The organism is Flexivirga lutea (assembly GCF_054778955.1).
Window position 1 is genome coordinate 253,942 of sequence record NZ_BAAGZB010000002.1, and the last position, 25,336, is coordinate 279,277.

The 25,336-nt window shown below is 67.3% G+C and carries 21 protein-coding genes; 6 read left to right on the forward strand and 15 right to left on the reverse strand.

The window, feature by feature from the left end:
• Positions 1 to 56 precede the first annotated feature (56 nt).
• The gene (locus ACYVBN_RS07615) at positions 57 to 2,003 is read right to left on the reverse strand and encodes a M13 family metallopeptidase (RefSeq protein WP_460599991.1); all 1,947 of its coding nucleotides are present in this window, start codon (positions 2,001 to 2,003) and stop codon (positions 57 to 59) included.
• 103 nt (positions 2,004 to 2,106) lie between these two features.
• A complete protein-coding gene (locus ACYVBN_RS07620; protein ID WP_460599992.1) occupies positions 2,107 to 3,036 on the reverse strand; it encodes a hydroxymethylglutaryl-CoA lyase in 930 nt (309 codons plus the stop codon).
• A gap of 79 nt (positions 3,037 to 3,115) precedes the next feature.
• Here ACYVBN_RS07620 and ACYVBN_RS07625 point away from each other — a divergent pair, with 79 nt between their 5' ends.
• Both ACYVBN_RS07625 and ACYVBN_RS07630 read left to right on the forward strand, forming a co-directional pair.
• Positions 3,116 to 3,655: a YbaK/EbsC family protein gene (locus ACYVBN_RS07625; protein WP_460599993.1), complete on the forward strand. Its 540-nt coding sequence runs from the start codon at positions 3,116 to 3,118 to the stop codon at positions 3,653 to 3,655.
• 271 nt (positions 3,656 to 3,926) lie between these two features.
• Positions 3,927 to 5,162, forward strand: a complete 1,236-nt coding sequence (locus ACYVBN_RS07630) for an HNH endonuclease signature motif containing protein (protein WP_460599994.1) — start codon at positions 3,927 to 3,929, stop codon at positions 5,160 to 5,162.
• A gap of 343 nt (positions 5,163 to 5,505) precedes the next feature.
• Here the strand turns inward: ACYVBN_RS07630 and ACYVBN_RS07635 are convergent, their stop codons facing one another.
• From ACYVBN_RS07635 to ACYVBN_RS07670, 8 genes are all read right to left on the reverse strand, one after another.
• Complete coding sequence (locus ACYVBN_RS07635; RefSeq protein ID WP_460599995.1) at positions 5,506 to 6,024, reverse strand: nucleotidyltransferase family protein; 519 nt, start codon at positions 6,022 to 6,024, stop codon at positions 5,506 to 5,508.
• Between the two features lie 134 nt (positions 6,025 to 6,158).
• Complete coding sequence (locus ACYVBN_RS07640; protein ID WP_460600832.1) at positions 6,159 to 6,662, reverse strand: HIT family protein; 504 nt, start codon at positions 6,660 to 6,662, stop codon at positions 6,159 to 6,161.
• A gap of 52 nt (positions 6,663 to 6,714) precedes the next feature.
• Positions 6,715 to 7,014, reverse strand: a complete 300-nt coding sequence (locus ACYVBN_RS07645; RefSeq protein ID WP_460599996.1) for a nucleoside triphosphate pyrophosphohydrolase family protein — start codon at positions 7,012 to 7,014, stop codon at positions 6,715 to 6,717.
• Positions 7,015 to 7,273: 259 nt separating this feature from the next.
• The gene (locus tag ACYVBN_RS07650) at positions 7,274 to 8,014 is read right to left on the reverse strand and encodes a Type 1 glutamine amidotransferase-like domain-containing protein (protein ID WP_460599997.1); all 741 of its coding nucleotides are present in this window, start codon (positions 8,012 to 8,014) and stop codon (positions 7,274 to 7,276) included.
• 327 nt (positions 8,015 to 8,341) lie between these two features.
• Positions 8,342 to 9,412, reverse strand: coding sequence for an alkene reductase (locus ACYVBN_RS07655; RefSeq protein ID WP_460599998.1), 1,071 nt, complete (start codon positions 9,410 to 9,412; stop codon positions 8,342 to 8,344).
• Positions 9,413 to 9,601: 189 nt separating this feature from the next.
• Complete coding sequence (betT, locus tag ACYVBN_RS07660; RefSeq protein ID WP_460599999.1) at positions 9,602 to 11,650, reverse strand: BCCT family transporter; 2,049 nt, start codon at positions 11,648 to 11,650, stop codon at positions 9,602 to 9,604.
• Positions 11,647 to 13,392 (reverse strand): choline dehydrogenase, encoded by a 1,746-nt coding sequence (gene betA / locus ACYVBN_RS07665; RefSeq protein ID WP_460600000.1) that lies wholly within the window; start codon positions 13,390 to 13,392, stop codon positions 11,647 to 11,649. The genes betT and betA overlap by 4 nt, the downstream gene beginning before the upstream one ends.
• Positions 13,393 to 13,409: 17 nt before the next feature.
• Complete coding sequence (locus ACYVBN_RS07670) at positions 13,410 to 14,897, reverse strand: aldehyde dehydrogenase family protein (protein ID WP_460600833.1); 1,488 nt, start codon at positions 14,895 to 14,897, stop codon at positions 13,410 to 13,412.
• Between the two features lie 119 nt (positions 14,898 to 15,016).
• Between ACYVBN_RS07670 and ACYVBN_RS07675 the strand changes: the two genes are divergently transcribed.
• Positions 15,017 to 15,589: a TetR/AcrR family transcriptional regulator gene (locus tag ACYVBN_RS07675; protein ID WP_460600001.1), complete on the forward strand. Its 573-nt coding sequence runs from the start codon at positions 15,017 to 15,019 to the stop codon at positions 15,587 to 15,589.
• A gap of 105 nt (positions 15,590 to 15,694) precedes the next feature.
• Entirely contained in the window at positions 15,695 to 17,341 is a 1,647-nt protein-coding gene (locus ACYVBN_RS07680) for a DEAD/DEAH box helicase (RefSeq protein ID WP_460600002.1), read from the forward strand.
• A gap of 29 nt (positions 17,342 to 17,370) precedes the next feature.
• Here ACYVBN_RS07680 and ACYVBN_RS07685 read toward each other — a convergent pair whose 3' ends face one another.
• The 3 genes from ACYVBN_RS07685 to ACYVBN_RS07695 all read right to left on the reverse strand — a co-directional run bounded on the left by ACYVBN_RS07685 (position 17,371) and on the right by ACYVBN_RS07695 (position 21,023).
• On the reverse strand, positions 17,371 to 18,012 hold the full coding sequence (locus ACYVBN_RS07685) for a response regulator (protein ID WP_440283855.1): 642 nt from the start codon (positions 18,010 to 18,012) through the stop codon (positions 17,371 to 17,373).
• Between the two features lie 4 nt (positions 18,013 to 18,016).
• On the reverse strand, positions 18,017 to 19,339 hold the full coding sequence (locus ACYVBN_RS07690) for a sensor histidine kinase (RefSeq protein WP_460600003.1): 1,323 nt from the start codon (positions 19,337 to 19,339) through the stop codon (positions 18,017 to 18,019).
• 217 nt (positions 19,340 to 19,556) lie between these two features.
• A complete protein-coding gene (locus ACYVBN_RS07695) occupies positions 19,557 to 21,023 on the reverse strand; it encodes an NCS2 family permease (protein ID WP_440283857.1) in 1,467 nt (488 codons plus the stop codon).
• Between the two features lie 65 nt (positions 21,024 to 21,088).
• Between ACYVBN_RS07695 and ACYVBN_RS07700 the strand changes: the two genes are divergently transcribed.
• Together ACYVBN_RS07700 and zwf are read left to right on the forward strand one after the other, a co-directional pair.
• The gene (locus ACYVBN_RS07700) at positions 21,089 to 21,343 is read left to right on the forward strand and encodes a DUF2530 domain-containing protein (protein WP_440283858.1); all 255 of its coding nucleotides are present in this window, start codon (positions 21,089 to 21,091) and stop codon (positions 21,341 to 21,343) included.
• Positions 21,344 to 21,391: 48 nt separating this feature from the next.
• The gene (zwf, locus tag ACYVBN_RS07705) at positions 21,392 to 22,831 is read left to right on the forward strand and encodes a glucose-6-phosphate dehydrogenase (RefSeq protein WP_460600004.1); all 1,440 of its coding nucleotides are present in this window, start codon (positions 21,392 to 21,394) and stop codon (positions 22,829 to 22,831) included.
• 362 nt (positions 22,832 to 23,193) lie between these two features.
• Here zwf and ACYVBN_RS07710 read toward each other — a convergent pair whose 3' ends face one another.
• Both ACYVBN_RS07710 and ACYVBN_RS07715 read right to left on the reverse strand, forming a co-directional pair.
• Positions 23,194 to 24,159 carry a hypothetical protein gene (locus tag ACYVBN_RS07710; protein ID WP_460600005.1) on the reverse strand — a complete coding sequence of 322 codons (966 nt, stop codon included), beginning with the start codon at positions 24,157 to 24,159 and terminating at the stop codon, positions 23,194 to 23,196.
• A gap of 396 nt (positions 24,160 to 24,555) precedes the next feature.
• The gene (locus ACYVBN_RS07715) at positions 24,556 to 25,335 is read right to left on the reverse strand and encodes a DUF3027 domain-containing protein (RefSeq protein WP_460600006.1); all 780 of its coding nucleotides are present in this window, start codon (positions 25,333 to 25,335) and stop codon (positions 24,556 to 24,558) included.
• Position 25,336 lies beyond the last annotated feature (1 nt).

Below are 25,336 nucleotides of genomic sequence, written 5' to 3' on the forward strand. Positions count from 1 at the left end.
GACACCGCCGGGCACCTCACCCGCGAAAGTCGCGAGCAATGCACGCCGGAAGCGGGTCAGAAGATGCGCACCTGCTCCTCCTCGTCGAGGTGCATGCCGTCGGACTCCGAAACGTCGAAGGCTGCGGCGAATTCGCGCAGGTTGCGTGCGACGTTCGCGCGCGCATCCGCCGGCGAGTGCGGGTCGATGGTGAGCAGTCGCTTGGCCTCCGCCTCACGCGCCTTGCCGCACCACACCTGCGCCCAGCCGAGGAAGAAGCGCTGCTCCGGGGTGAAACCGTCCAGCTCGGGCGACTCCTGGGTCTCCTGGGCGATCTGCAACGCCTTGTATCCGATCGTCAGGCCGCCCAGGTCGCCGATGTTCTCGCCGATGGTGAGGGCGCCGTTGATCTTGTTGCCCGGCGCGTCGCGGCCCTCGAGGTCGTTGAACTGCTCGATCAGCTTCTGCGACAACGCATCGAAACGCTTGCGATCGTCGTCGGTCCACCAGTCCACGAGGTTGCCGTCGCCGTCGTACCGCGATCCCTGGTCGTCGAAGCCGTGCCCGATCTCGTGACCGATCACACCGCCGATGCCGCCGTAGTTGACCGCGTCCTCCGCCTCGACGTCGAAGAAGGGCGGCTGCAGGATGGCGGCCGGGAAGACGATCTCGTTCATCACCGGCATGTAGTAGGCGTTGACCGTCTGCGGGGTCATGAACCACTCGTTCGAGTCGACCTCATCACCGACCCGGCGCAGCATCCGGTCCACCTCCCACGCGGTGGATGCCGCGATGTTGCCGATCAGGTCGTCCGCGCGGATCTCGATGTCGGAGTAGTCTTTCCACTCCTGCGGGTAACCGATCTTCGGCGTGAACTTCGCCAGCTTCTCCAGCGCCTTCGCGCGTGTCGTCTCGCTCATCCAGGACAGCGTCTCGAAGTCGCGGCGATAGGCCTCGACGAGGTTGGCGACCAGCTTCTCCATCCGCGCCTTCGCGTGCGGCGGGAAGTGTCGCTCGACATACAGCTGACCGGCGGCCTCGCCGATCAGCGACTCGACCAGAGAGACACCGCGCTTCCAGCGCTCACGGTTCTCGGGTATGCCGGACAGCGTGCGCCCGGCGAAGTCGAACCGCTCGTCCACCATCGCCTCGTGCAGGTATGGCGCCCGGTCCGACACCAGCCGCCAGGTGAGCCATGACTTCCAGGCATCCAGCGACTCTTCCGACAACGCCTCGGCGAATCCGGTGAGGAAGGAGGGCTGTTCGACGTTGACCGGATCGAGGATCCGCGCCTCTCCCCCGACGCCGTCCAGCCAGGCGTCCCAGTCCAGGCCCGGGGTGAGCTTCTCCAGCTCGGCACGGGAGAGCTTGTTGTAGGTCTTCACCGCGTCGCGCGCCGCCACCCGGTCCCAGTGTGCCTTGGCCAGGCGGGTCTCCAGCGCCATGATCGTGTCGGCCTGTCCGCCGTCCAGTCCCGCGAGCCCGAGCAGCCGGCCGATGTGCGCGACATACTGCTCTCGCACCTCGGCGTGCTCGTCCTCGCGATAGTAGGACTCGTCGGGTAGACCGATGCCGGCCTGCATGACGTAGAGGATGTTGTGCGCCGAATCCTTCGCATCGGCAATGGAATAGAAGCCGATGAAGGTGTCGACACCGCGGCGGCTGAGTTGCCCGCAGGCCCGCAGCAGATCCGAGGTCGACGCCACGGCTTCGATGATGGCCAGATCGTCGGCGAGGGCGTCGACGCCCGCCCTCTCGATGCGCTCGACGTCCATGAACGATGCGAAGAGGTCACCGACTTGGCGGCGCGGCGTGCCGGGCTCGGAGTCGGACTCGGCCGCTTCCTCGATCAGCGCGTGGACCGCCTCCTCCGCGCTCTCCCGGAGGCGATCGAAGGTGCCGTACCGGCCGCGGTCGGACGGGATCTCGGTCTTGTCGAGCCAGGTGCCGTTGACGTGCCCGAACAGGTCGTCCTGCGGCCGCACCGAGTGATCGAAGTTGTCGGTGATGAGACCAGACTTCATGGGTGAACTCCTCATTGCTGTTTGCGCCCGCGCGGACGTCTGACTGATACGTCGGACTGATGGTCAACCTACGCGCCGTCGCGCCGTGTGTCGTCCGGACCGCTCAACCCGCCAGCGCCTTCACCACTCGCGACGGCGACGGACGGCCCAGTTGTTCAGCCATCCAGACCGATGTTGCGACCAGCTTGTCCAGGTCGACACCGGTCTCGATGCCCAGACCTCGACACATCCACACCAGGTCCTCGGTGGCCAGGTTGCCGGTCGCCGACTTGGCGTAGGGGCAGCCGCCGAGGCCACCGGTGGAGGCGTCGACGACGCGCACGCCGTGACCGAGCGCGGTCACGGTGTTCGACAGCGCCTGCCCGTAGGTGTCGTGGAAGTGGACGCCGATGCGGTCAGTGCCGATCCCCTTGGCCTGCAACGCATCCAGCAGTGCGATGACATGACCCGGAGTGCCGACGCCGATGGTGTCGCCCAGGCTCAGCTGGTCGCACCCGAGGTCCATCAGCCTGCGGCAGACGTCCAACACCTGCTCGATCGGCACCGGGCCCTCCCACGGGTCTCCGAAGCACATCGAGACGTAGCCGCGCACCCACAGATCGGCGTCCTTGGCGCGCGCCACGACCGGCGCGAACATCCGCAGCGACTCCTCGACCGACCGGTTGAGGTTTTTGCGAGCGAAGGTCTCGGTCGCGGACCCGAAGACCGCGACCGCACCGACGCCCGCTGCGAGCGCGTTGTCCAGGCCGCGCTCGTTCGGCACCAGCACCGGTCGCTGGGCACCCTTGCCGAGGTCGCCCAGTCGTTCCATCAGCTCGGTCGCGTCGGCCAGCTGCGGAATCCACGACGGCGGCACGAACGACGTGAGCTCGACAGTCTCGAGCCCGGCGTCGATGATCCGCTCGATGAACTGTGCCTTCACCTCGGTCGGCACGACGGCCTTCTCGTTCTGCAGCCCGTCCCGCGCTCCGACCTCGTAGATGGTGATCGAGTCGGGCATAGTCGGCATCGACGCAACCTGTGGCAGCTCCATACCCTCATGGTCGCACCGTGTGACTTGCACCACGTATGGCGCCCTCGGCGTCACCTGTCGTCGCGCCTATCGTGGCGCCATGCCTGACACACCCGACGGACGCGGCACCCTCGACTGGCATGCAGCCGCCGATCGCACAGACCTACTCGCTGCGCCGGTCGCCGCCATGCTAGATGCGGTCCCGAGCCTGGAAGTCAGCGAAATCGACCCGACGCTCGCCGACACGGCGGAGTTCTGCGCGGCATACAGATCGGCGCCCGAACTGTCCGCCAACTGCGTGGTCGTCCTCGGCCGCCGCGGCGACGTCAGCAGGTATACCGCAGTGGTCGTGCTCGCCACCACGCGCGCCGACGTCAACAGAGCGGTACGCAAGTTCCTCGACGTGCGCAAATGCTCCTTTGCGCCGATGGACGACGCCGTACACCTGAGCGGCATGGAGTATGGCGGGATCACGCCGATCGGTCTGCCGGCCGACTGGCCGGTGCTGGTCGACGAGCAGGTCGCGAATGCACCGGCCGCAGTCGTCATCGGCTCAGGACTACGGGCCAGCAAGTGCCTTGCTCGGCCCGCTGAACTTGCCGCGCTGGCCGGTGCCGTGGTCGGCACCTTCGCAGGCTGACCGCAAGGCTCTGGCTCGCTCCACTGCACGACAGGGGGCGGCCCTGAGCATACAGAAATACCGAAATGTGTTCGATAAAATACTAGTCATTGACACGCTTCTCCGGTACCCTGTAAGTAGGCGAAAACGTCTATGGGGGAAGGGGATTCACGTCATGAGCATCGATCGTTCGACGGCGCCTAGTGCCCCGATTGCGGAGCCTGGTCGTGGGCCGGAAGTGCTCGCCATCTTGCAGTCCGCCGCACGCGTGTTGGACGAGGTACCGGGCGCCGTGCATCAGTTGGGCGAGGGCCAGGAGGGCGAGCTGATGACCGCCCTGCTGCGATTGCAGGGTCGGTCCGCGCAGGTGGCCACCCTTGTGGCCGCGGACGCTGTCCAGCGGGGCGTGTTGCTGAGGTCCGACGCGGCCAACACCGCACAATGGCTGGGCAAGCACATCGAGGGCGTTCCGGTGGAGCCCAAGACGGTGCGAGCGATGGCGTCGGTGGCAGATTCGTGCCGAGACCGGAAGAACACCGTCATCAAAGGGGCGTTGCTGGAGGGTGCATGTTCGGTGGAGTCGGCGCGGACCGCGTTGACGCAGGCGGACAAGGTCGGCCCCGTCATACCCACAGCAGAGCGCGACGAGGTGCTCGGCTGGTTCCTGCAGATCGACCCGGCCCTGGGGTCTGCGGGGTTGACGCAGCTGACTCGGCGGATCATCGCCCGGTTCGCACCCGACGAGCTGTCCAAGGACGACGAGAAACTCGAGCGGACCGAGTCACTGTCGTGGTCGACAACACCGACGGGGATGACCCGGGTGGTGGCCGAGTTGTCGCCGGCGAATGCGGCGATCTTCAAGGACGCGGTCACTGCGGGATCCGCGCCGCGCCCCGCGAAACCCGCTGATGACACTCCAGGCTCAGCGTTCGGGCTCGGCGGCTCAGACCATCAGTCGCAGGACAATCCGGTGCGAGATGAGCGATCTCCGGGCAAACGCCGCCTCGACGCGCTGATGGACCTGGTCGGCGCGGGTGCCCGTGCGGCAACCGGGGAAGGCACCCAGGCGGGTGCGGCGACGGTGCTGCTGACGATGGGTTTGGAGACATTGAGCAAGGGCCAGGGCGGCGCGACCACCACCGGTGGTGACACGGTGGATGCCGGCGCTGCTCGTAGGTTCGCCTGCTCGGCGGACCTGATCCCGGCCGTGCTCGGCGGACCGAGCGCCCCACTGGACGTTGGGCGTCGAGAACGGTTGGCAACCAAAGCAATCCGAGCCGCGGTGATCCTACGAGACGGTGGTTGCAGCTTCCCCGGATGCGACCGACCGCCCGGGTTCTGCGAGGTGCATCATGTCCGACCGTGGTGGGCCGGCGGCGAAACCTCGCTGACCAACTCGGCCCTGCTCTGTTGTCGGCATCACCAGGTCGTGCACCGTCAGGGCTACACCGCAGTCGTCGAACTCGACGGTGTGCGCTGGGACCTGACACCTGGCCGGATGCCTGGCCACCACACCGCAGCAGCCTGAGGACGACCCCGAACGCAACTCTGTCCAACGGATCGTCCGTGTCATTCGCGTCGGGATGACGCACCCTTCGCCGCAGATGCGTGCGCCTTGGCTGGCAGGGCGCCGCCTCTTCCCTGCGCCGTGCTTCCATCCTGGGGTACATCCAGTTGTCTGTGTAGGTGAGTTTGGAGAGCATTTGTCGATGAGTCTCGACAGCACTTGGAACGAGCCCGGCAGCAGAAATGTCGGTGAGTTTCGAGAGCACTGACAGCCACTGCTGGGCCAAGCCTTCGGAGCACACCGATGTGGCTGCTGCCTGTCACTCACCATCGTCGCCGCAAGCGGATCGCCTACGGAGACATCCTCACCCGCGTGTCAGCGCGAGCCGATGCTCGATTGCATCGGCTCGGTCGGTAAGTCCCCGATTGCGGCAGGTCGTTAGTTGGACCTGTAAGGGGACAACGGGCAGTGTCAAGCCGCGCCATGGGATGAGTTCGCGAGTTGCCCAGACTGCTTCGCCGATCGTTTCGTTGATGCAGTTGGGTTCGGCCAGCGTCATGATCCGGGCGACCTCAACCTTGGTGCCGGCCAGCCGCCACCGCCCAAATGTCCAGTCCCCGTCGAATGCCCACGGTGCAGACGGCGAACTGGTGAAGGTGTCGAGCACTGCGGTGGGAGAGGCCGGGGTGCCCACAAATGGCTTCAACGCGTCGGACAGTCGTTGCATCTCCCGGTCAGTAGTGGCCGGGTGAAGCAGAATGTCAACGTCACCGGGGCGAACCGGGACCTGGTGCAGTGCTGTTGCTGCGGAACCGACGAGCATCCAACGCAGCGAAGGCTGGGTGCGAGTTGCGAACTTCTCAAGAGCCGTCTGCCACTGCATCCGCGACTTCCTCTCTGCACCCTCGGCCTCCTCAACCCGAACGCTAGAGGGCGGGTGTGACAGCCAGCCGCTGCCACCGGGAAGGCGGTGCTGCGGGCGCTCGTTAGACGATCGTCTAGCGAGACACGATCAAGTCAGTTCGCCGGTCTTTCGATCGCAGAGAACGTAGTCGGCATTTTTAAGACGGTGCGAAGCCTTTCGGCATACCCGGCCCGTTCAGCTGGGGTCACCCACCGGGCGTCGTCGTGACGTTGGTACAACTTGTCACCGCTCCTTCGGGGGAAGACGTGCACGTGAAGATGCCAGACGTCCTGCCCGCCGGCCGGTTCGTTGTGCTGTCGCGTCGAGACGCCGTCGCAGCCGTATGCCGCGCGCATCGCTATCGCGACGCGCTTCGTGAGATCCCACACGGCATGGCCATCGACTGTGCTGATGTCGTAGAGGTTCTCGACGTGGGTACGCGGGATCACGAGCAGCGCGCCGTCATTGTCCGGCCACCATTTCGGCGCCACCCGTGCGAACGCGCGGTCGGTCACCGCCACCACGTCTTCAGGTTGCTGGTGCTCGTTGTAGACACCGACCTGGATACGGCAAAACGGGCACGAGTACCCGTCGGGTTCGTGACGAGACGGGGTCATTCGGACGCACCGCTCAACGTTTGTCACCCGATCCACCGAGCACCGACAGCCGCTACCGATCGGCGAGCTTGTCGACGTTCTTCTGAGCAACCTCGCTGAGCGGCAGATCCAAAAAGTTCGCCAAGACCGCTGTGTACCAAAGGACGTCCCCTAGTTCGGCCGCCATGTCATCGCGGTCCAGCAGAGCCAAGTCACTGCCCTTGTCCCGGATCAGCTTCTTGATCTTCTCGGCAACTTCCCCAGCCTCGCCGACCAGGCCGAGAACCAGGTGCATGAACTCATCCGGTGCGTCCACGTCGCGCGCCGTCCGCATCGCCGCGCGCTGATATTCATCGCAATCCATGTCGAGCATGCTCTCAGACAGCGCGTATCTCGACTCACATCTGTCACCGACGCCTGGCGACAGGACCCGAAGAAGGCTCACGGGTTCGGAAGAGCGACTTCCTGCTGCCGGCGCACCGTAGGCCTGGTCTCAATAGACGTTCGTCTTGCGGGGCTCGTGGCCTGGGGCAGGGCGGGCACCGAGAGGTCACCAGATGTCGTGAGCGAGCCCGCTGACAGCATCGATTGACCTCTCACCGCGAGTCGATCGTCGGGCGACGAGCCTTGCCTCAGGCAAGAATGGATCTGGAGCGGTCCGGGCGAGTTCGTCGAACGGCACCGGGGCCGATGGCCCTCAGCTCGGCACCATCGACCCGAATACCTGAGTCCTCTGACAGCGCGATCACGTCGTACCCGAGCATCGCCGCGAGTTGGCCGGCCAACTCATGCGGGTACCTGTCCGCGTGCGGCAGGATGCCGACATCCGGCAGGACGTCCAAGCCCGGCACGTTGGCCGAGGCGGGATCGTCCTCAATCATTCCCGCAAGCGTGATATCAGCACACGGCAGGATCGCCCCCGCGCTGCCGCCGTAGTACGTGCCGCCCGATCGGATATAGCTGGCAAGAGGGCCATCGAACTGGTGAGCCCGGATATGGCCGGTCAACTTTGAGGTAAGGCCCCCGCCAACAGCGATGGTGTCGAAGTCGGCGAGCTCTGCGGCGTCGTGTCCATCGAGCGATTCCCAAGTGGTCACGTCGGCGTTGAGTCCGCCTTCGGTGAGCGCGGCCGTAAACCAAGCTGCTGCGGAGGGAACGCGTTCGTCGGGAAGCGCAAATGGCCAGTACAAAATCGCCGTAGCACCCTCGAACGCTTGCTCCCACACGCGCATCTCCTGCGCGGGACTGCCACCGCCAGCCAAGAACATCACCACAGCGAGCAGGTTATCGGTCAGCCCAGCCGACGAAGTCGGCCTGCTTGAACGGCGTGCCGTCCCGATAACCGAACCACCAACGGTGAACTTGCACGTCACGACACGACTTTGCCCCGGTATGGCGTGCCCGTCCCGTAGCGCCGGTCCGCCTGGGCATCCCGGGACACGACCGCCCGCTCCGCAACCTCGTGACCTCCGAGCCGGGCTGAATTGTCGGACCGCTTGCCCTAGGGGGAGACGCTCACCGACATCCAATCGGCGGCATGCCGAGGTGCTGTCGAGACTCATCGACAAACGCTCTCCAAACTCACCTACACAGCCATCAAGTCGTACTCGGGCGCTGTCGGAGCTCGCGGGTTACACGGGGCCACTTCGTATAGGTGACGTTCGCACCCGCCGCCCCGCGCGGTCAGCTGGTCGGCTTCGTCAGTCGTCGAGGAACGGGTAGTCCGTGTAGCCCTCGGCGCCACCGCCGTAGAAGGTGTCAAGGTTCGGTTCATTGAGCTCGGCGCCGGTCCGCCACCGAGCGGGCAGATCCGGGTTGGCCAGGAACAGACGACCAACGGCGACAGCGTCGGCGAGGTCCTTGTCGAGGATCTCCTGCGCTGACTCGCGCGTGGTGATCTCGCCGAAGCCGTCGTTGGCGATGACCACGCCGCCGAAAGCGCGACGCAGGTCCTGGATCAGGTCCTGCTTCGGGTCGGCGAGGATGCTCAGGTAGGCCAGTCCGAGCGGCGCGAGGCCCTCCACCAGGAGCCGATAGGTCGCGGCAACGTCGGCGGGGTCCTCCTCGGTGGCGCCCTGGATGTTGTGGGCGGGTGAGATGCGGATACCGACGCGATCGGCGCCGATCGCGTCGGCTACTGCGCGGGTGACTTCCAAGGCGAAACGGACCCGGTTCTCGGGCGAGCCGCCGTATTGGTCGGTGCGGTGGTTGGATCCGGGCGCCAGGAACTGGTGGATGAGGTAGCCGTTGGCGCCATGGACCTCGACGCCGTCGAGGCCGGCCTGGACGGCGTTGCGGGCGGCCTGCACGTAGCCCTCGACGATCGAGGGAATCTCCTCCAGGGTGATCTCGCGCGGTGTCGGGAACGGCTTCATTCCGTCGGCGGTGAACATCTCGTCCGGGGCCGCCACAGGGCTCGGGGCGATGATCTCCTGACCGTCGGTGTTGTCAGGGTGAGAAATACGTCCGGCGTGCATCAGCTGAGCGACGATCCGGCCGCCATTGGAGTGCACGCCGTCGGTCACTCGGCGCCATCCGGCGAGCTGCTCCTCAGAGTGGAAGCCCGGGGTGTTCAGGTAGCCCTGGCCCTCGGGGGTGGGCTGACTGCCCTCCGTGATGATCAGGCCGGCCGAGGCTCGCTGGGAGTAGTACTCCACTGCGAGGTCGCCCGGCACGGTGCCCTCGGCACGGTTGCGAGTCAACGGCGCCATCACGAGCCGGTTCGGCAGCGTCCACGCGCCAACGTTCAGGGGGTCGAAGAGATCAGCCATGACCGCTACAGCGCTGCCGTCACCTGGCCTGTTCCTGCACACACAGGTGAGGAATCTCACCGTTCGAGCTGCTAGCAGGCAGAGCCGAGGTAGCGGCGCATCTCGATCCTTTCGTCGTGCTGCACGCTGTGCTGCCCTGGCGCGTGTCGTGCCAGCTCCCCGCAGAGGATCCGCGGGGAGCCAGCACACTCACGCCAGTGCGTCGGCGGCTGTCGCCTGTGAGGACGCCCACCACTGGTAGTGGTCCAGGACGTCGTGACCGATCCGATCAGCGGAGTAGTCGAGGACGTCATACGTCCCGCCTCCGGGCAGGACCACTTCCAGGCGAGCAGTGGTGTCATCGGCCTCGATCATCCGACCGCCGTATGCCGGTGCCTTCGCCCGCCGGATCCGGATCGTATAGCTGAATGACGTGTCCGCTTCGTTGCCGGGCACCTCGAGCGCGACCGAGTGGATGGTCGAGCCCGGCAGCTCGTCAGTGGTGACGATCCGCGCGTCGACACCTCGCTGGGTCAGCTCGTCAGCGACCTCCCGCAGCGCGGGCAGCACCACCGTGTCCAACCGGCGGGATGCCTGCCTAAGGCTGACTGTCCCGAGCGACCGGCTCAGCCGGCTGCGCCAAGTGCCGGGTCGTCGCAGCTCCGCCCCGCCGATCGCGGTGGCAGGCAACGAGGTTCGGAACGCGGTGGCCTGCAGCCGCTCGGACTCCAGCGCGCGGTGCAACCCGAGCATCACGAGGATCATCACCACCGCGAACGGGAGCCCCATGATGATGGTGGCGTTCTGCAGCGCCGGGACGCCGCCGACCATCAGCATCGCGATCGTCAACAGCCCGGTGGCGGCGGCCCATGCGATGCGCAGCCACGGCTTGGCATCCGTCTCGGAGTCGGGCAGGTCGGAGGACAGGTTGGCCATCACCAGTGCTCCGGAGTCTGCGCTGGTGACATAGAAGAGCAGACCCACGAACGTCGCCAGTCCGACGAGGAAGAGCGGCAGCGGATAGTGCTGCAACAGATCGAAGAAGCCCTGCTCGGGTGAGTTGACCGCATTCTTGCCGAAGCTGCTGTCGCCGTCGCGGATCCGCTTGACGGCGCTGTTGCCGAAGATCGACACCCACATGATGATGTAGAGGAACGGGATGGTCAGCGTCCCGAACACGAACTGTCCGATGGTGCGGCCCTTGGAGATCCGGGCCAGGAACATCCCGACGAAGGATGCCCAGGCGATCCACCAGGCCCAGAAGAACAGGGTCCACGAGCTCATCCATGCGGTCGGGTGGTCGTAGGCCATCGTGTCCATCGTCATACCGGGGAACATCGAGACGAAGTCGCCGACGTTCATCACCATTGCACGCAGCAGGAACCCGGTGCTTCCGGTGACCAGCACCCACAGGGCAAGGCCGATCGCCAGGAGCACGTTCAGCTGGGACAGGAAGCGAATCCCCTTGTCAACACCGGAGATCGCGGAAATGGTCGCCATGATCACCGCCAGCGCGACCAAGCCGATCTGTGCCGGCAATCCCTGGTCGATGCCGAACAACACGTCCAGGCCGACGTTCAGCATGACCACGCCGATGCCGAGAGAGGTCGCCACCCCGAAGATCGTGCCCAGCACGGTGGCGATGTCGACCGCGTCACCGATCCGACCCTTGATCCGCTTGCCGAGCACCGGATAGAGCGCCGAGCGGACTGCCAGCGGCAGCCCCTTGCGGTGCGCGAAATAGCCCAGGGCGATGCCCATCATCGTGTACATCGCCCAGCCGGTGATGCCGTAGTGGAACAGCGTCCACACGGTCGACTCCCGTGCTGCGTCGAGCGTGCCGCCCTTGCCCTGCGGCGGGTGCAGGTATTGCGTCGCGGGCTCGGCCACCGCGAAGAACATCACGTCGGTCCCGATGCCGGCGGCGAACAGCATGCAGGCCCAGGAGAAGGTGGAGAACTCGGGACGGTCGGAGTCCTTGCCGAGGCGCACCTTCGGATACCGCATGCCGATGTAGATCACGAACACCAGCACGGCCGTGGCCAATGCGATGTAGAACCAACCGAATCCGTCCGCGATCCAACTCACTACGTCGCCAAGCACCGTCGCAGCGGAGTCGGTGTCCAGCATCGCCCAACCTGCCACGACGGCGACGAACGCACCGGACACGATCAGCACCGGCCACTTGGTGATCGCGCCGGTGGACTGGTCGCCGTCGGTCGGCTGCATCTCCTCGGTCGAGGTCACATCGTCGCTCATCGCGCCACCCCGGCAATCGCCTGCTCGGCGCTGGGCACTGCCGGTTTCGCGTCCCAGGCGTCGTTGCGCGGATCACCCTGCGGGTGGATCGGCATGCCCGCGCCGGCGCGGTAGACCGGTGCGTGCTCAGCGGCCAGCGGGGTGTTGCCGGCGATCAGGTCGGCGGCCTTCTCGGCGACCATCATCACCGGCGCGAAGATGTTGCCGTTGGTGATGGTCGGGAAGACCGATGCGTCGACGACGCGCAGCCCCTCGGTGCCGTGCACCCGCATCGACGCCGGGTCCACCACCGCCATCTCGTCGGTGCCCATCTTCGCCGAACACGACGGATGCAGGGCGGTTTCCGCATCCTTGGCCACCCAGTCGATGATCTCCTGGTCGGTCTGCACCGACGGTCCGGGCGAGATCTCGCCGCCGTCGAAGGTGGCGAAGGCCGGCTGATCGAGGATGTGCCGGGCGGCACGGATCACCTCGACCCACTCGCGCCGGTCCCGCTCGGTCGACAGGTAGTTGAACCGGATGGCCGGCTTGTGCCGCGGGTCGGCGTCCTTGATGCGCACGTGGCCGCGCACGTCGGAGTTCATCGGTCCGACGTGCACCTGGTAGCCGTGACCGCCCTCGGCGGCGGTGCCGTCATACCGCACTGCGATCGGTAGGAAGTGGAACATCAGGTTCGGGTAGGCGACCTGATCGTTGGTGCGGATGAAGCCGCCTCCCTCGAAGTGGTTGGTCGCGCCGACGCCGCGGTTGAACAGCAGCCACTGGGCCCCGATGTATGGCGCCTTCCACTTCTTCAGCCACGGTGCGATCGACACCGGTTGCAGGCAGCTGTGCTGCAGATAGACCTCGAGGTGGTCCTGCAGGTTCTCGCCCACGCCCGGCAGCTCGATCCGCGGCGTCACGCCCGCCGCGCGCAGCGTCTCGGGATCACCGACCCCGGCCAACTGCAACAGCTGCGGCGAGTTGAACGCACCACCGCACAGGATGACCTCGCCGGCCTGCACCGTATGGCGCCGACGGCCGGCGCGCACGAAGTCGACACCGGTGACGCGATCGCCCTCCCAGCGCAGCCCGGTGACCGTCGCGAGCGTGGCGATGTCGAGATTGGTGCGGCCGCGGACGGGCCACAGGTAAGACCGGGATGCACTCTGCCGGCTGCCGTGGAACACGTTGCGGTCGAACGGTGCGAAGCCTTCCTGGCGGTAACCGTTCACGTCGTCGGTGCGCGGATATCCCGCCTGCTGGGTCGCCTCGAAGAACGCCTGGAAGAGCGGGCTGCTGGCCGGGCCGCGCTCCATCCGCAGCGGGCCGGAGCCGCCGCGCCAGGTGTCCGCCCCCGCCATACAGGACTCCATGCGCTTGAAGTAGGGCAGGCAGTGGGCGTAGTCCCACTGCTCCATCCCGTCGAAGGTGGCCCACTTGTCGTAGTCGCCGGGGTTGCCGCGCTGGAAGATCATCCCGTTGATCGAGCTGGAGCCACCGAGCACCTTGCCGCGCGCGTGGGCGACCCGCCGGCCGTTCATGAACGGCTCCGGCTCGGTCTCGTAGACCCAGTCGTAGAGCGGGTTTCCCGCCGGGAACATCAGCGCGGCCGGCATGTGGATCAGCGGATCGAAGGCGAAGTCCGAACGTCCTGCTTCCAGCACCAGCACCGAGGTCGATGCATCGGCGCTGAGCCGGTTCGCCAGCGCGGAGCCGGCGGATCCACCGCCGACGATGACGTAGTCATAACTCTGTTTCATCTCGTCTTCCTCTGCGTTCAGTCGTCCTCGGGTATGGCGAACCAGCCGGCCGGGGCGGGCCGGGTGTTGTGCCAGATGTGTTTGGTCTCCTGGTATTCGGCCAGGCCGGCGATGCCGAGCTCCCGGCCGATGCCGGACTGCTTCATGCCGCCCCACTCGGCCTGCGGCACGTAGGGGTGGTAGTCGTTGATCCACACCGTGCCGTGACGCAAGCGGCGCGCCATACGCTCCGCGCGTCCGGCGTCGTCGGTCCAGACCGCACCGGCCAGGCCGTAGACGGTGTCGTTGGCGATGCGGGCGGCAGCGTCCTCGGCCTCGTCGCGGGTGTCACCCGAGAAGGTCTCGACGGTGAGCACCGGGCCGAAGGACTCGTCGTGCACGCAGTCCATCGCGCTGGTGCAGTCGTCCAGCACGGTCGGTAGGTAGTAGGAGCCGTGCGCGAACTCGCCGCCGGCGCGCTCGCCCCCGCAGCGTAGCCGGGCGCCCTGCTGCACGGCGGTCTCGACGTATGACGCCACCTTGCGCAGGTGGTCCTCGCTGATCAGCGGGCCGGTCTCGGCATTCTCGTCGAACGGCCCGCCGAGCCGGATGTGCCGGGCACGACGGACGATCTCCTCGACGACCTGGTCGTGGATCTCCTCCTCCACCACCAGCCGGGCGCCCGCCGAGCAGACCTGTCCGGAGTCGAGGAAGACGGCAGTCACCGCGTTGTCGATCGCGGCGGGCAGATCGGCGTCGGCGAAGACGACATTGGGGTTCTTGCCGCCGAGTTCGAGGGCCACGCGCTTCACCGTGCCGGCCGCGGCCGCCATGATCGTCCGTCCGGTCTCGACGCCGCCGGTGAAGGACACCAGGTCGACCAGCGGCGACGTGGTCAGCTCCGCCCCGACCGTGGCACCGCTGCCGAGCACCAGGTTGGCCACCCCGGCCGGCAGGCCGAGGTCAGCCAGCGCACCCATCAGCCAGGCCGCAGTCTGGGGGGTCAGCTCGCTCGGCTTGAGCACGAACGTGTTGCCGGCCGCCAGCGCGGGCGCCACCTTCCAGGCCGTCTGCAGCAGCGGATAGTTCCACGGCGTGATCAGCGCGCACACCCCGACCGGCTCGGTGATCACCCGGCTGGACACATCGGCCATGCCCGTGTCGACCACGCGGCCGGCCTGCGCCTGGGCGAGCGAGGCGAAGTGCCGGAACACAGCGACGATGTCGTCCATGTCGATGCGGGACTCCACCAGCCGTTTGCCGGTGTCGAGCGATTCGAGCCGGGCGACCTGGTCCTTCTGCTGCTCCAGCCGGTCGGCCAGCCGGTAGAGCAGACGAGCACGATCGGTCGAGCCGGTGCCGGTCCACTCGCCGCGGTCGAAGGCCTGCCGGGCGGCCCGCACGGCACGTGCCGCGTCCGCCGCGTCACCCTCGGGCACTGTCGCGACGACGGATCCATCGGCGGGGCAGATGATCTGGCGTTCGCGACCCGATGCGGCGTCGCACCACTGTCCGTCGATGAACATGCTCGGCACAGGTGTCCTCCATGGTTCTGGCTGCGTGGTCTCGTCGCGCGACCCGGTCGTGCGGCCACCCGGCGACTCGATAACGACCGTTATATCATAACGAGCGTTATACTCGCGGGGTGAGAACAGCTCCCGTGCGCGATCGGCTGCTGGATGCGGCCGACGAGGTCCTTTTCATGGATGGTTCCGTCTCCACCCCGGTCGACGTGATCCTGCGGCGGGCCGGCGCCTCACCGCCGAGCCTCTACTCGCACTTCGGCAACAAGGAAGGGCTGGTCACTGCGGCACTGCAGCGACGCCTGCAGGTGTGGACCCGGGTGTGGGACGAGCAGATCTCCCGCGCGACCACCGATGCGCAGCGACTGCTCGCACTCTGGCCGGCGCTGCGGGTCTACCAGCGTGACCACCTGACCGAGCGCTGGTGCGCGTTCAGCGGCGCCGCTGCCGCCATACCGCACCCGAGCGAACGGTTGACCGCGGTGCTCGCCGAGGAGACCCAGTTGCTGCGCGACCGGCTGCTGGAGCACTCCCGCCCGATCGCCGGACGCCGGGCACGATCGCTGGCGAGTGCGCTGTTCATCGCCTACACCGGCACGATGGCCACCATGCTGCGCGAGGAGTATCACGTCGCGATCGACGAGGGCGAGGCGTGCGCGAGGGCGTTGCTCGCCGGCTACCCGACCGCCCGCTGACCACGCGGACGGGGTGCGCGCGAGGCGAGAGCGCCGCAGTGGCGGAAGAACTGGCCGGCTCCGGTCGTTACGGTTAATCGGCAACTTCTCGAAGGGAACACCCGCGTGACCGACGGACCGCTGATCGTCCAGAGCGACAAGACCGTGCTGCTGGAGGTCGATCATCCTCTGGCGACCGAAGCCCGGCGAGCGATCGCACCGTTCGCGGAGCTGGAGCGCGCACCTGAGCACATGCACACCTACCGGGTCACGCCACTCGGGCTGTGGAACGCCCGCGCCGCCGGGCACGACGCCGAGCAGGTCGTCGACGCGCTGATCCGCTACAGCCGTTACCCGGTGCCCAATCCGCTGCTGATCGACATCGCCGAGACGATGGACCGCTACGGGCGGCTGCTGTTGCGCAAGGACGATGAGGGCCGCCTCGTCCTCACCACGACCGACACCGCGGTGCTGGCCGAGGTGCTGCGACACAAGAAGATCGCGCCGATGGTCGGCGACCGCCTCGACGACTCCAGCGTGCTGGTGCATCCCTCCGAGCGCGGCGCCATCAAGCAGCAGCTGATCAAGGTGGGCTGGCCGGCCGAGGACGACGCCGGGTATGTCGACGGCGAAGCGCACCGCATCGACCTGACCGAGGACGGCTGGTCACTGCGGCCCTACCAGCAGCAGGCCGTCGACGGCTTCTGGCACGGCGGCTCCGGCGTCGTCGTACTCCCCTGCGGCGCCGGCAAGACACTCGTCGGCGCCGGCGCGATGGCGCAGGCCAAGGCGACCACGCTGATCCTGGTCACCAACACTGTCTCCGCGCGGCAGTGGCGCGACGAACTGCTGGCGCGCACCTCGCTGACCGAGGACGAGATCGGCGAATACTCCGGTGCCCGCAAGGAGATCCGCCCGGTCACCATCGCGACCTACCAGGTGCTGACGCACAAGCGGAAGGGCGTCTTCCCGCACCTGGAACTGCTGGACGCGCGCGACTGGGGCCTCATCCTGTATGACGAGGTGCACCTGCTCCCGGCGCCGATCTTCCGGATGACCGCCGACCTGCAGGCGCGCCGCCGGCTCGGGCTCACCGCGACGCTGGTGCGCGAGGACGGCCGCGAGTCCGATGTCTTCTCCCTCATCGGCCCCAAGCGGTATGACGCCCCGTGGAAGGACATCGAGACACAGGGGTACATCGCCCCCGCGGACTGCGTCGAGGTCCGGGTGACGCTGTCGGAAAGTGACCGCATGGCGTACGCGACAACCGAACCCGACGACCGCTACCGCTTCGCGTCCTGCGCACCGGTGAAGGAGTCGGTGGTGCAGGAGCTGGTCCGGCAGCACGACGGCCAGCCGACGCTCGTCATCGGGCAGTACCTGGACCAACTGGAGTCGCTCGCCGCGCGTCTCGGCGCCGACCTGATCACCGGCGAGACGCGGGTCGCGCAGCGACAGAAGCTCTTCCAGCAGTTCCGGGACGGTGAGATCAACAAGCTGGTGGTCAGCAAGGTCGCCAACTTCTCGATCGACCTGCCCGAGGCGAGCGTGGCGATCCAGGTCTCCGGCACGTTCGGCTCGCGTCAGGAGGAGGCGCAACGGCTCGGCCGGGTGCTACGCCCCAAGGGCGACGGCCGGACCGCGCACTTCTACACCGTGGTCACCCGGGACACCGTCGACGCCGAGTTCGCCGCACACCGGCAGCGCTTCCTCGCCGAGCAGGGTTACGCCTACCGGATCGTCGACGCGGACGACATACCCGCCGCCGACTGAAGGTGTCCGGCACTCGACCGACGCCAGTGTCAGTCGCGCAGGAACGCCAGCACCGCGAGCACCCGGCGGTGACCGGCGGTGTCCTCCGGGGACAGTTGCAGCTTGGCGAAGATGCGCTGGGTGTGCTTCTCGACCGCTCCGGACGTCACGACCAGCCGTCCGGCGATCGCGGCGTTGGACAGGCCCTGCGCCATCAGCGACAGCACCTCCCGCTCACGAGGTGTCAATGTTGCCAACGGATCCCGGCGCCTGGTCATCAACTGCGCGATGACCTGTGGGTCGAGGACAGTGCCGCCACCGGCGACCGATTCGACCGCGGCGAGGAACTCGTCGATGTCACCCACCCGGTCCTTGAGCAGATATCCGATGGATCCGGTGCCGGCGGCGAGCAACTCGTCGGCATACGCCTCGACGACATACTGCGACAGCACCAAGATGGGCGCGTTTGGCCACTCCGCCCTGATCCGCACCGCCGCCCGAAGCCCTTCGTCCGTGCCGCTCGGTGGCATCCGCACATCGGTGATGATCAGGTCGGGTCGCTCGCGCAGCGCTGCCTCGATCAGCGCCGTTCCGTCGCCGACGCCGGCCACCACCTGGTGTCCGGCGTCGCCGAGGATGAGCTGGACTCCCTCTCGTAGCAGCGTCGAGTCGTCGGCCACCACGATGCGCATGTGGTCAGGTTAGAGGAAGCACCGCCAGCACCGTGGTCGGTCCGCCGACCGGTGACTCGACCGCCAGCGTGCCACCGACCGATCGCACGCGGTTCTGCAGGCCGAGCAGCCCGCTGCCCTTGGAGAGGTGCGCGCCACCCTGACCGTCATCGGTGACCGACACCATCAGCTCGATTCCGTTGACCTGCATGGAAACCAGTCCCGACCGCGCGGCGCTGTGCTTGGCCACATTGGTCAGTGCCTCCGACACCACGAAGTATGCCGCCTGCTCCAGGTGCGGCGGCAGGATCACCTCGCGCAACTCGGCATCCACCGTGACCGGGATCGTGGCACGCCCGGCTGCTTCACGCACCGCGGCGACCAGGCCACGGTCGGCCAGCACCGGCGGCGCGATGCCCTTGGAGAGCGCACGCAACTCGTCGAGGGTCTCCTGGGTCGACGCGATGGCGGCCCGCAGACCCAGGATCGCGTGGCTGTCCTCGCCGACCTGCCGCTCCATCCGCGCCAGATCCATCTTCAGCCGGACCAGACGCTGCTGCGGTCCGTCGTGGATGTCGCGCTCCAGGCGGGACAGCTGCGCCGACTCGGCGACCCGCGCCGCGTCCCGCGACTGGGTCAGCTCGGCGATCTTGGCCTCCTGCTGCGCCCGGCTGAGCAGCGCAGTGGACAGCAACCCTTGACCTCGAGCGAGCCCGATCATCAACAACGGCAGGGTCGCGAAGAAGAACAGACCGACGACGACATACGTCGCGGCGGCAGCGGCATACGAATGCAGACCGATCAGGTCCGCCAGATCCTGGTTGCCGCTCCGGCCGTGGATCGACCAGCCGTAGGCCGGCCAGGCCGTCGCGCCGATGGCGACCGACCACCAGCCGATTGTCAGCGTCCAGGTGACGGTCGAGACCAGCCAGGCCACCTGCGTCCACACGATCTCCAGCCAGGTCCGCGGGCTGGCCAGGATCCGGCCGATGTAGTCAATCCATCGCTCCCGTGGCGCTCGGGCCAGGTGCCGCATCGCCGGCGCGCGCGGGGTCGATGGCGCGTCGGCGTCGACCAGGGTGTTGAGCAGTCGGCGCTCCAGCGCGGCCGCCCCGGATGCGCAGACGATCGCCAACGGGACCGCCACCGGCGCCAGCACCACCGACAGCGCCGTCGAGAGCAGGACGATGTCGACCAGAAAGATGGCCAGATGGAAGGGCCACGCGACCAGCAGGTAGAGCGAGCTGCGCAGGGTGCGGTCGACGACTCCGCGCCGCCGGCCGCCGAGACTGCCGATCGGTCCGGACCCGGGCTGCGCGTCGCCACTCATCACCAGTGAATATGTCATGTCTCAAGGCTAGGAATCGCGCGCCGTGCTGCCGATCCTGTGAACCGGTCAGTGCTCTGTCGGGCTAACCCGACCCGCAGGTGGAGGGTCGTGGCCACGATCAGGTGATCGCACGCCAAACCGACGGCCGCGGAGGCGACGACCGAGGCGGGTGGCGGCGACAGCGAGCGGGGCGAGCGACGCCGCCACCCGCCTCGCGAGGAGCCGCACAGAGGGATCAGAAGATCCGGTCGAGAACGTCCTGCACCGGTGCGATGGCGAAGTAGATGACGAAGAGCCCGGCGATCAGCCACATCAGCGGCGGCACCTGCCGCACCCGGCCGCGTGCCAGCTTCACCACGACGAAGGCGATACACCCGGCGCCGATGCCGACGGTGATCGAGTAGGAGAACGGCATCAGCACGATGGTGAGGAATGCCGGGATGGCGATGTCCCAGTCGTGCCAGTCGATCCCGCCGACCTGCTGCATCATCAGGAAGCCGACCAGCACCAGCGCCGGCGTGGCCGCCTCGTACGGCACGACCTCGACCACCGGCGACAGGAACGTCGCCAACAGGAAGAGCACGCCGGTGACCACAGCAGCCAGGCCGGTGCGGGCGCCCTCGCTGACACCCGCGGACGACTCGATGTAACCGGTGTTGGAACTCACCGACGCCATACCGCCGGCCGCGGCGGCGACGGAGTCGACGACCAGGATCTTCTGTGCGTCGGCCGGCGTCCCGGTCTCGTCCAGCAGGTCGCCCTTGCTGCCGATCGCCACCATCGTGCCCATGGTGTCGAAGAAGTCGGCCAGCACCAGCGAGAAGATCAGCAGCAACGCGGTGATGACGCTGATCTTGGTGAAGGAGCCGAAGAGGCTGAAATGACCGACCAGGCTGAAGTCCGGGGTGGCGATCCAGTCGGTCGGCAGCTTGGGCACGTTGAGCCCCCAGCCGGTCGGGTTCTTGCCGTCCGGGTTGGCGCCGGGCTGCCAGATCGCCTGCACGATGACCGCCAGCACCGTGGTCCCCAGGATCGCAATCAGTATGGCGCCCTTGACCTTTCGCACGTACAACGCGATCACCGCGATCAACCCGATGCAGAAGACCAGCAACGGCCAGCCGTTCAGCTGACCGTTGACACCCAACTGCACCGGGGTGCCGGCACCGGCCCGGATGAAGCCGGAGTCGAAGAACGCCACGAAGGTGATGAACAGGCCGATGCCGACGCTGATGGCGGTCTTCATCGGCGGCGGCAACGCCTTGAACGCCGCGACGCGGAAGCCGGACAGCACCAGCACCAGCATCACGATGCCCTCGAGGACGACCAGCCCCATCGCGTCGGCCCACGTCATGTCCGGCAGCGCGGCGATCGAGAAGGTCACGAAAGCGTTGAGCCCCAGGCCCGTTGCGATCGCCATCGGATAGTTGGCGATCGTTCCCATCAGGATCGTCATGACGCCCGCGACCAGCGAGGTCGCGGCGGCGATCTTGGCGAAGTGCGGGTCCGTGCCGCCACCCAGCACCTGCCCATGGCCGCCGTCGTCCCGGACGGTGCCGATGATCAGCGGGTTGAGCACGATGATGTAGGCCATCGCGAAGAAGGTGACGAGACCACCACGGATCTCCCGGCTGAGCGTCGAGCCACGCTCGGTGATCTTGAAGAAGCGGTCCAACGCGTTCGGCGCGAGGGCGGGTGAGCTCATGGGCAGAAGGGTAGGGCCAATGCGGTCGGTCCGGCCGAGCGGTGGGGTGCCCTAGGCTTGCGTGCGTGAACGATTCCGCGTCCGAGGAAGCCGCTGCGTTGTCCGCCGACGACCTGCTGCCGGTGAAGGTCGATGTGCTGCGCGTCGTGGAGATCGGCGTCGCGATGTGGGTCGTCGCGCTGGTGGCGACCCTCGTCATACCGGCGCTGCACGACAACGGCCGCGGCTGGTGGCCGTGGACCTGCGTCGCCGGCGCGGCGCTGGGTGCGCTGGGCTGGGCCTACCTCAAGCGCGGCCGGGGCAACGCCAGCGCGGCGTAATCCTCACCCGGCTTCCGCCACGACGGCTCAAGGTGGAAGGTTGGGGGTATGACGCCAGACGCCATGCAGGATTCGACCACATTCGTCCTCTTCGGTGCGACCGGTGACCTGTCCCGGCGCAAGCTGCTTCCAGGGTTGTTCCACCTTTTCGACACCCATCTGCTCGCCGACCTCCGGGTGATCGGCACCTCGCTGGAGGGGATGTCCCGCGAGGAGTTCATCGAGTTCGCCAAGAAGGCGGTCCACGAGTTCAGCAAGCACCCGGTGGAGCCGAAGGTGTGGAACGCCTTCGCCCGGCGGCTGCACTACGTGCCCGGCTCCGAAGGGCCTGCGGCACTGCGTAATTGCGTCACCGAGGCGGAGAAGGACATGGCGCCGCCGATCCAGCACCTGCACTACCTGAGCGTGCCGCCCAAGGCCGCGCTCGACGTCATCAAGACCCTCGAGGCCGCCGGTCTGGTCGAGGGGTCCCGGGTGATCATGGAGAAGCCGTTCGGCACCGACCTGGCCAGCGCGGTCAAGCTGAACGCCGCGGTGCACGAGGTGTTCGACGAGTCGCAGATCTACCGCATCGACCACTTCCTCGGCAAGGAGGCCGCGCTCAACATCCTGGCGTTCCGTTTCGCCAATGGGCTCTTCGAGCCGATCTGGCACCGCAACTTCATCGACCACGTCCAGATCGACGTGCCCGAGGCATTGGGCCTGGAGGGCCGCGCAGCGTTCTACGAAGGCACCGGTGCCTACCGCGACATGGTGGTGACCCACCTGTTTCAGGTGCTGGCGTTCACCGCGATGGAGCCGCCCACCTCCCTGGATCCGGTGTCCATCACCGAGGAGAAGAACAAGGTCTTCCGCTCCATGGTGCAACTGGAGCCGACCGAAGTGGTGCGCGGCCAGTACCAGGGCTACCGGGACGAGCAGGGTGTCGACCCGGAGTCGGAGACCGAGACGTTCGTGGCGCTGAAATGCCGCATCGACAACTGGCGCTGGGCCGGCGTGCCGTTCTACCTGCGCACCGGCAAGAAGCTCGCCGAGGGGCAGCGGATCATCTCCATCGCGTTCAAGGAGCCGCCGAAGTCGATGTTCCCGTCCGGGTCCGGCGTCGGCCAGCAGGGACCGGACCACCTGACCTTCGACCTCGCCGACGAAGCCCGCGTGTCCTTGTCGTTCTACGGGAAGCGGCCGGGCCCCGGCTTCCGGATGGACAAGGTCTCCATGCAGTTCGCGGTGCAGGACACCGACTGGGCCGGGTCCGTGCTGGAGGCGTATGAGCGGCTCATCTACGACGCCGTCCGCGGCGACCACACCCTCTTCACGACGGCCGATGGCATCGAGCGCCTGTGGGAGATCAGCCAGCCGTTGCTGGACAATCCGCCGCCGGTGCGTCCCTACGCCCCGGGGTCGTGGGGTCCGAACCAGATCCACCAGCTCATCGCGCCGAACGCGTGGCGGCTGCCGTTCGAGCGCAAGTGGCGCGAGAAGGGCTGATTCGTCTGCCGTGACTCCGGTCGGTTCCGGGTATGCCGATCGCGGTTGAATCGCGCAGCAGTATGCCGATCGCGGTTGATTCCACGCGATCGGCATAACCCTGGGATCGGTCGCATTCCGCAGTATGCCAAGCGCGGTTGATCCCACGCGATCGGCATACTCCTGGGATCGGTCGAATTCCGCAGTATGCCGATCGCGGTTGATTCCACGCGATCGGCATAACCCTGGGATCGGTCGAATTCCGCAGTATGCCAAGCGCGGTTGATTCCACGCGATCGGCATAACCCTGGGATCGGTCGCATTCCGCAGTATGCCAAGCGCGGTTGATTCCACGCGATCGGCATACTCGTGGGATCGGTCGATCAGCTGCGGGCGGCGAAGAGGGCGTCATACAACCGACGCACCTGGATGAGGAACTCCCTCGGTGTCAGCCGTAGGCCGATGACCGGGATGCGGAGCATCTTGTCACCTGCCAGTACTCGCTCGTTCTGCCGGAGCGCATCGTCGATGGGGTGGAGCGCCAGCGCGTGATGACCGCCGTCGATCTCGACCACGAGACCGACCTCGTCCCAGCGCACGTCGAGGTAGACCCGTCCGTTCGGACCGGTGTGCACCGCTTGACGCGTCGGAGCGGGCAAACCGACCTCGTGCGCCATCCGGGTGAAGTCGAGTTCGCCCAAGGAGTGCGCGCCGTCGGTCACATCGGCGATCACCGCGTCGAGGAAGGCACGGCGCGGCGACCGGGTCACTCCGCGCCAGGCCAGGCCGAGCCGTGCGGCCGTCGTCATGCGCTGCTGCACAGGCAGACAGATCAACAGCGCGGCCTGCCGGTCGCTGACGGCCCACGCGGCGGCGTGCAGCGTTCCGACTTCGGTCGACACCCGAGGTATGCCGGCACCGACTACCGCGGAGGGATGCTGCGGCCGGTGGAGTCGCACCCCTTCCACGACGTGGTGCCGGTTGCGTGCGGGGAGCGACACGTCGATCACTGGCGGAGTGAACCCTGTCATACCGCTGGCAACCAAGGAGCTCGAGCCGTCCAGCCGAGCACCGGAACCGCTCTCCCAGACCGCCTGCCACCGCTTCGCGATGGCGCTCAACTCGGGTGATCCGATCGCCACCGTATGACGGCCCGCCCGGAACCATCGGCCGGCGTCGATCTCGGTCCGGATGCTATGCCGGTCGATCCCGTGCTGGGCGAGGATAAGGCGGTGGACGACGCCGTCATGCTCGGCGGCGAGATCGCGGGCGATGGGACGCCGGTCGGCGCCATACAGCTTGGGCCGACCGACCACGAGGTGCTTGGCCACAGTGGACTGCTCTGTCATCCGCACGATCCTGGCCCCTGCAGGGAATGTCTGCAGCGGGCCTGTGGACAACCGGGAGACGCAGCGGCGAGTATGCCGATCGCGCGCGGCTGCCGGTCACGCGATCGGCATACTCGCAGTGCTGGAATCGCCACCATGCCAAGCGCGGCCTATTCCACGCGATCGGCATAGTCCGGACCACGCCGGAATCGCCGCTATGCCAAGCGCGGCCTGTTCCACGCGATCGGCATACTCCCAGAGACGCCGGAATCGCCACCATGCCAAGCGCGGCCTATTCCACGCGATCGGCATACTCCCAGAGACGCCGGAATCGCCACCATGCCAAGCGCGGCCCATTCCACGCGATCGGCATACTCCCAGGACCGCCGGAAGCCGGAAGCCGGAAAAGCGCCCAGCTCAGGAGAAGTCGAGCGCCAACTCGTCGAGGACCGGGGCGTCAACCGTCTCCGGCGCTGTCGCCGGGGCATGCGTCTCGCTGTGTGCGCCGCACCCATGGTCCAGCGACACGACCTTGCCGTCGGACGGGGACCACTCGCCGGCGCAGACGCCGAAGACCTGACGCAGCGCACCCGGCATCGGCACGAAGAAACCGCAGGTGGAGCAGTGCGCCTTGGCCTGCTGTGCGACGTCGGAGTGCGGCCCACCGTCGCCGTCGTACCATCGCTGCGCCGCGGCGTCCCGGCCCTCGGCGGACAGCACCCGCGGGCGGCCGAGACCGAGCTCGAAGAGGCCGACCTGGTCGACGTCCTCCTCGCCGGTGGCCTCGAAGCCGGGCTCGAGGTAGGGGTCGTCCTCGACATAGGGCCGTTCGTCGCCGGCGCCGATGTCGCCGGGTGCGAGCCGCTCGACGTAGGGCACCCAGTCCGGGGACAGCACGGCCGCATCGGTCGGCAGCAGGTTGGTCTCGCACACGGTCGCGTACTTCTGCCGCGGCGACCGGGCCACCGAGATCGCCCAATGCCACCCGACATAGCCCGGCGACGTGCATTCGAAGTAGTGCATGGCCAGCCGGTCACCGAGCATGACGGCTCCGACGTGCTCACCGACCGTGCCCGGTTCGGCGATGTCGACGGCCGCCTGGTGGGCGAGGTCGGTCGCCGCCAGCAGCACCTTGTCGGCCTTGGGCTTGGCGTCCTTCTTGCTGGTCGCCTTCTTGGTCGGCTTGTCGGTCGGCATC

Coding starts and splice junctions, on each gene's coding strand:
- ACYVBN_RS07620 (WP_460599992.1), bottom strand. CDS start 3,036: ATGGAGCTGCCACAGGTTGCGTCGATGCCGACTATGCCCGACTCGATC.
- ACYVBN_RS07685 (WP_440283855.1), bottom strand. CDS start 18,012: ATGCGCATCGTGGTGGCCGACGACTCGACGCTGCTACGAGAGGGAGTC.
- ACYVBN_RS07695 (WP_440283857.1), bottom strand. CDS start 21,023: ATGAGCTCACCCGCCCTCGCGCCGAACGCGTTGGACCGCTTCTTCAAG.
- ACYVBN_RS07640 (WP_460600832.1), bottom strand. CDS start 6,662: ATGACCCCGTCTCGTCACGAACCCGACGGGTACTCGTGCCCGTTTTGC.
- ACYVBN_RS07645 (WP_460599996.1), bottom strand. CDS start 7,014: ATGCTCGACATGGATTGCGATGAATATCAGCGCGCGGCGATGCGGACG.
- ACYVBN_RS07715 (WP_460600006.1), bottom strand. CDS start 25,335: ATGCCGACCGACAAGCCGACCAAGAAGGCGACCAGCAAGAAGGACGCC.
- zwf (WP_460600004.1), top strand. CDS start 21,392: ATGACGCCAGACGCCATGCAGGATTCGACCACATTCGTCCTCTTCGGT.
- ACYVBN_RS07635 (WP_460599995.1), bottom strand. CDS start 6,024: ATGCAGTGGCAGACGGCTCTTGAGAAGTTCGCAACTCGCACCCAGCCT.
- ACYVBN_RS07655 (WP_460599998.1), bottom strand. CDS start 9,412: ATGGCTGATCTCTTCGACCCCCTGAACGTTGGCGCGTGGACGCTGCCG.
- ACYVBN_RS07710 (WP_460600005.1), bottom strand. CDS start 24,159: ATGACAGAGCAGTCCACTGTGGCCAAGCACCTCGTGGTCGGTCGGCCC.
- ACYVBN_RS07625 (WP_460599993.1), top strand. CDS start 3,116: ATGCCTGACACACCCGACGGACGCGGCACCCTCGACTGGCATGCAGCC.
- ACYVBN_RS07615 (WP_460599991.1), bottom strand. CDS start 2,003: ATGAAGTCTGGTCTCATCACCGACAACTTCGATCACTCGGTGCGGCCG.
- betA (WP_460600000.1), bottom strand. CDS start 13,392: ATGAAACAGAGTTATGACTACGTCATCGTCGGCGGTGGATCCGCCGGC.
- betT (WP_460599999.1), bottom strand. CDS start 11,650: ATGAGCGACGATGTGACCTCGACCGAGGAGATGCAGCCGACCGACGGC.
- ACYVBN_RS07690 (WP_460600003.1), bottom strand. CDS start 19,339: ATGACATATTCACTGGTGATGAGTGGCGACGCGCAGCCCGGGTCCGGA.
- ACYVBN_RS07670 (WP_460600833.1), bottom strand. CDS start 14,897: ATGTTCATCGACGGACAGTGGTGCGACGCCGCATCGGGTCGCGAACGC.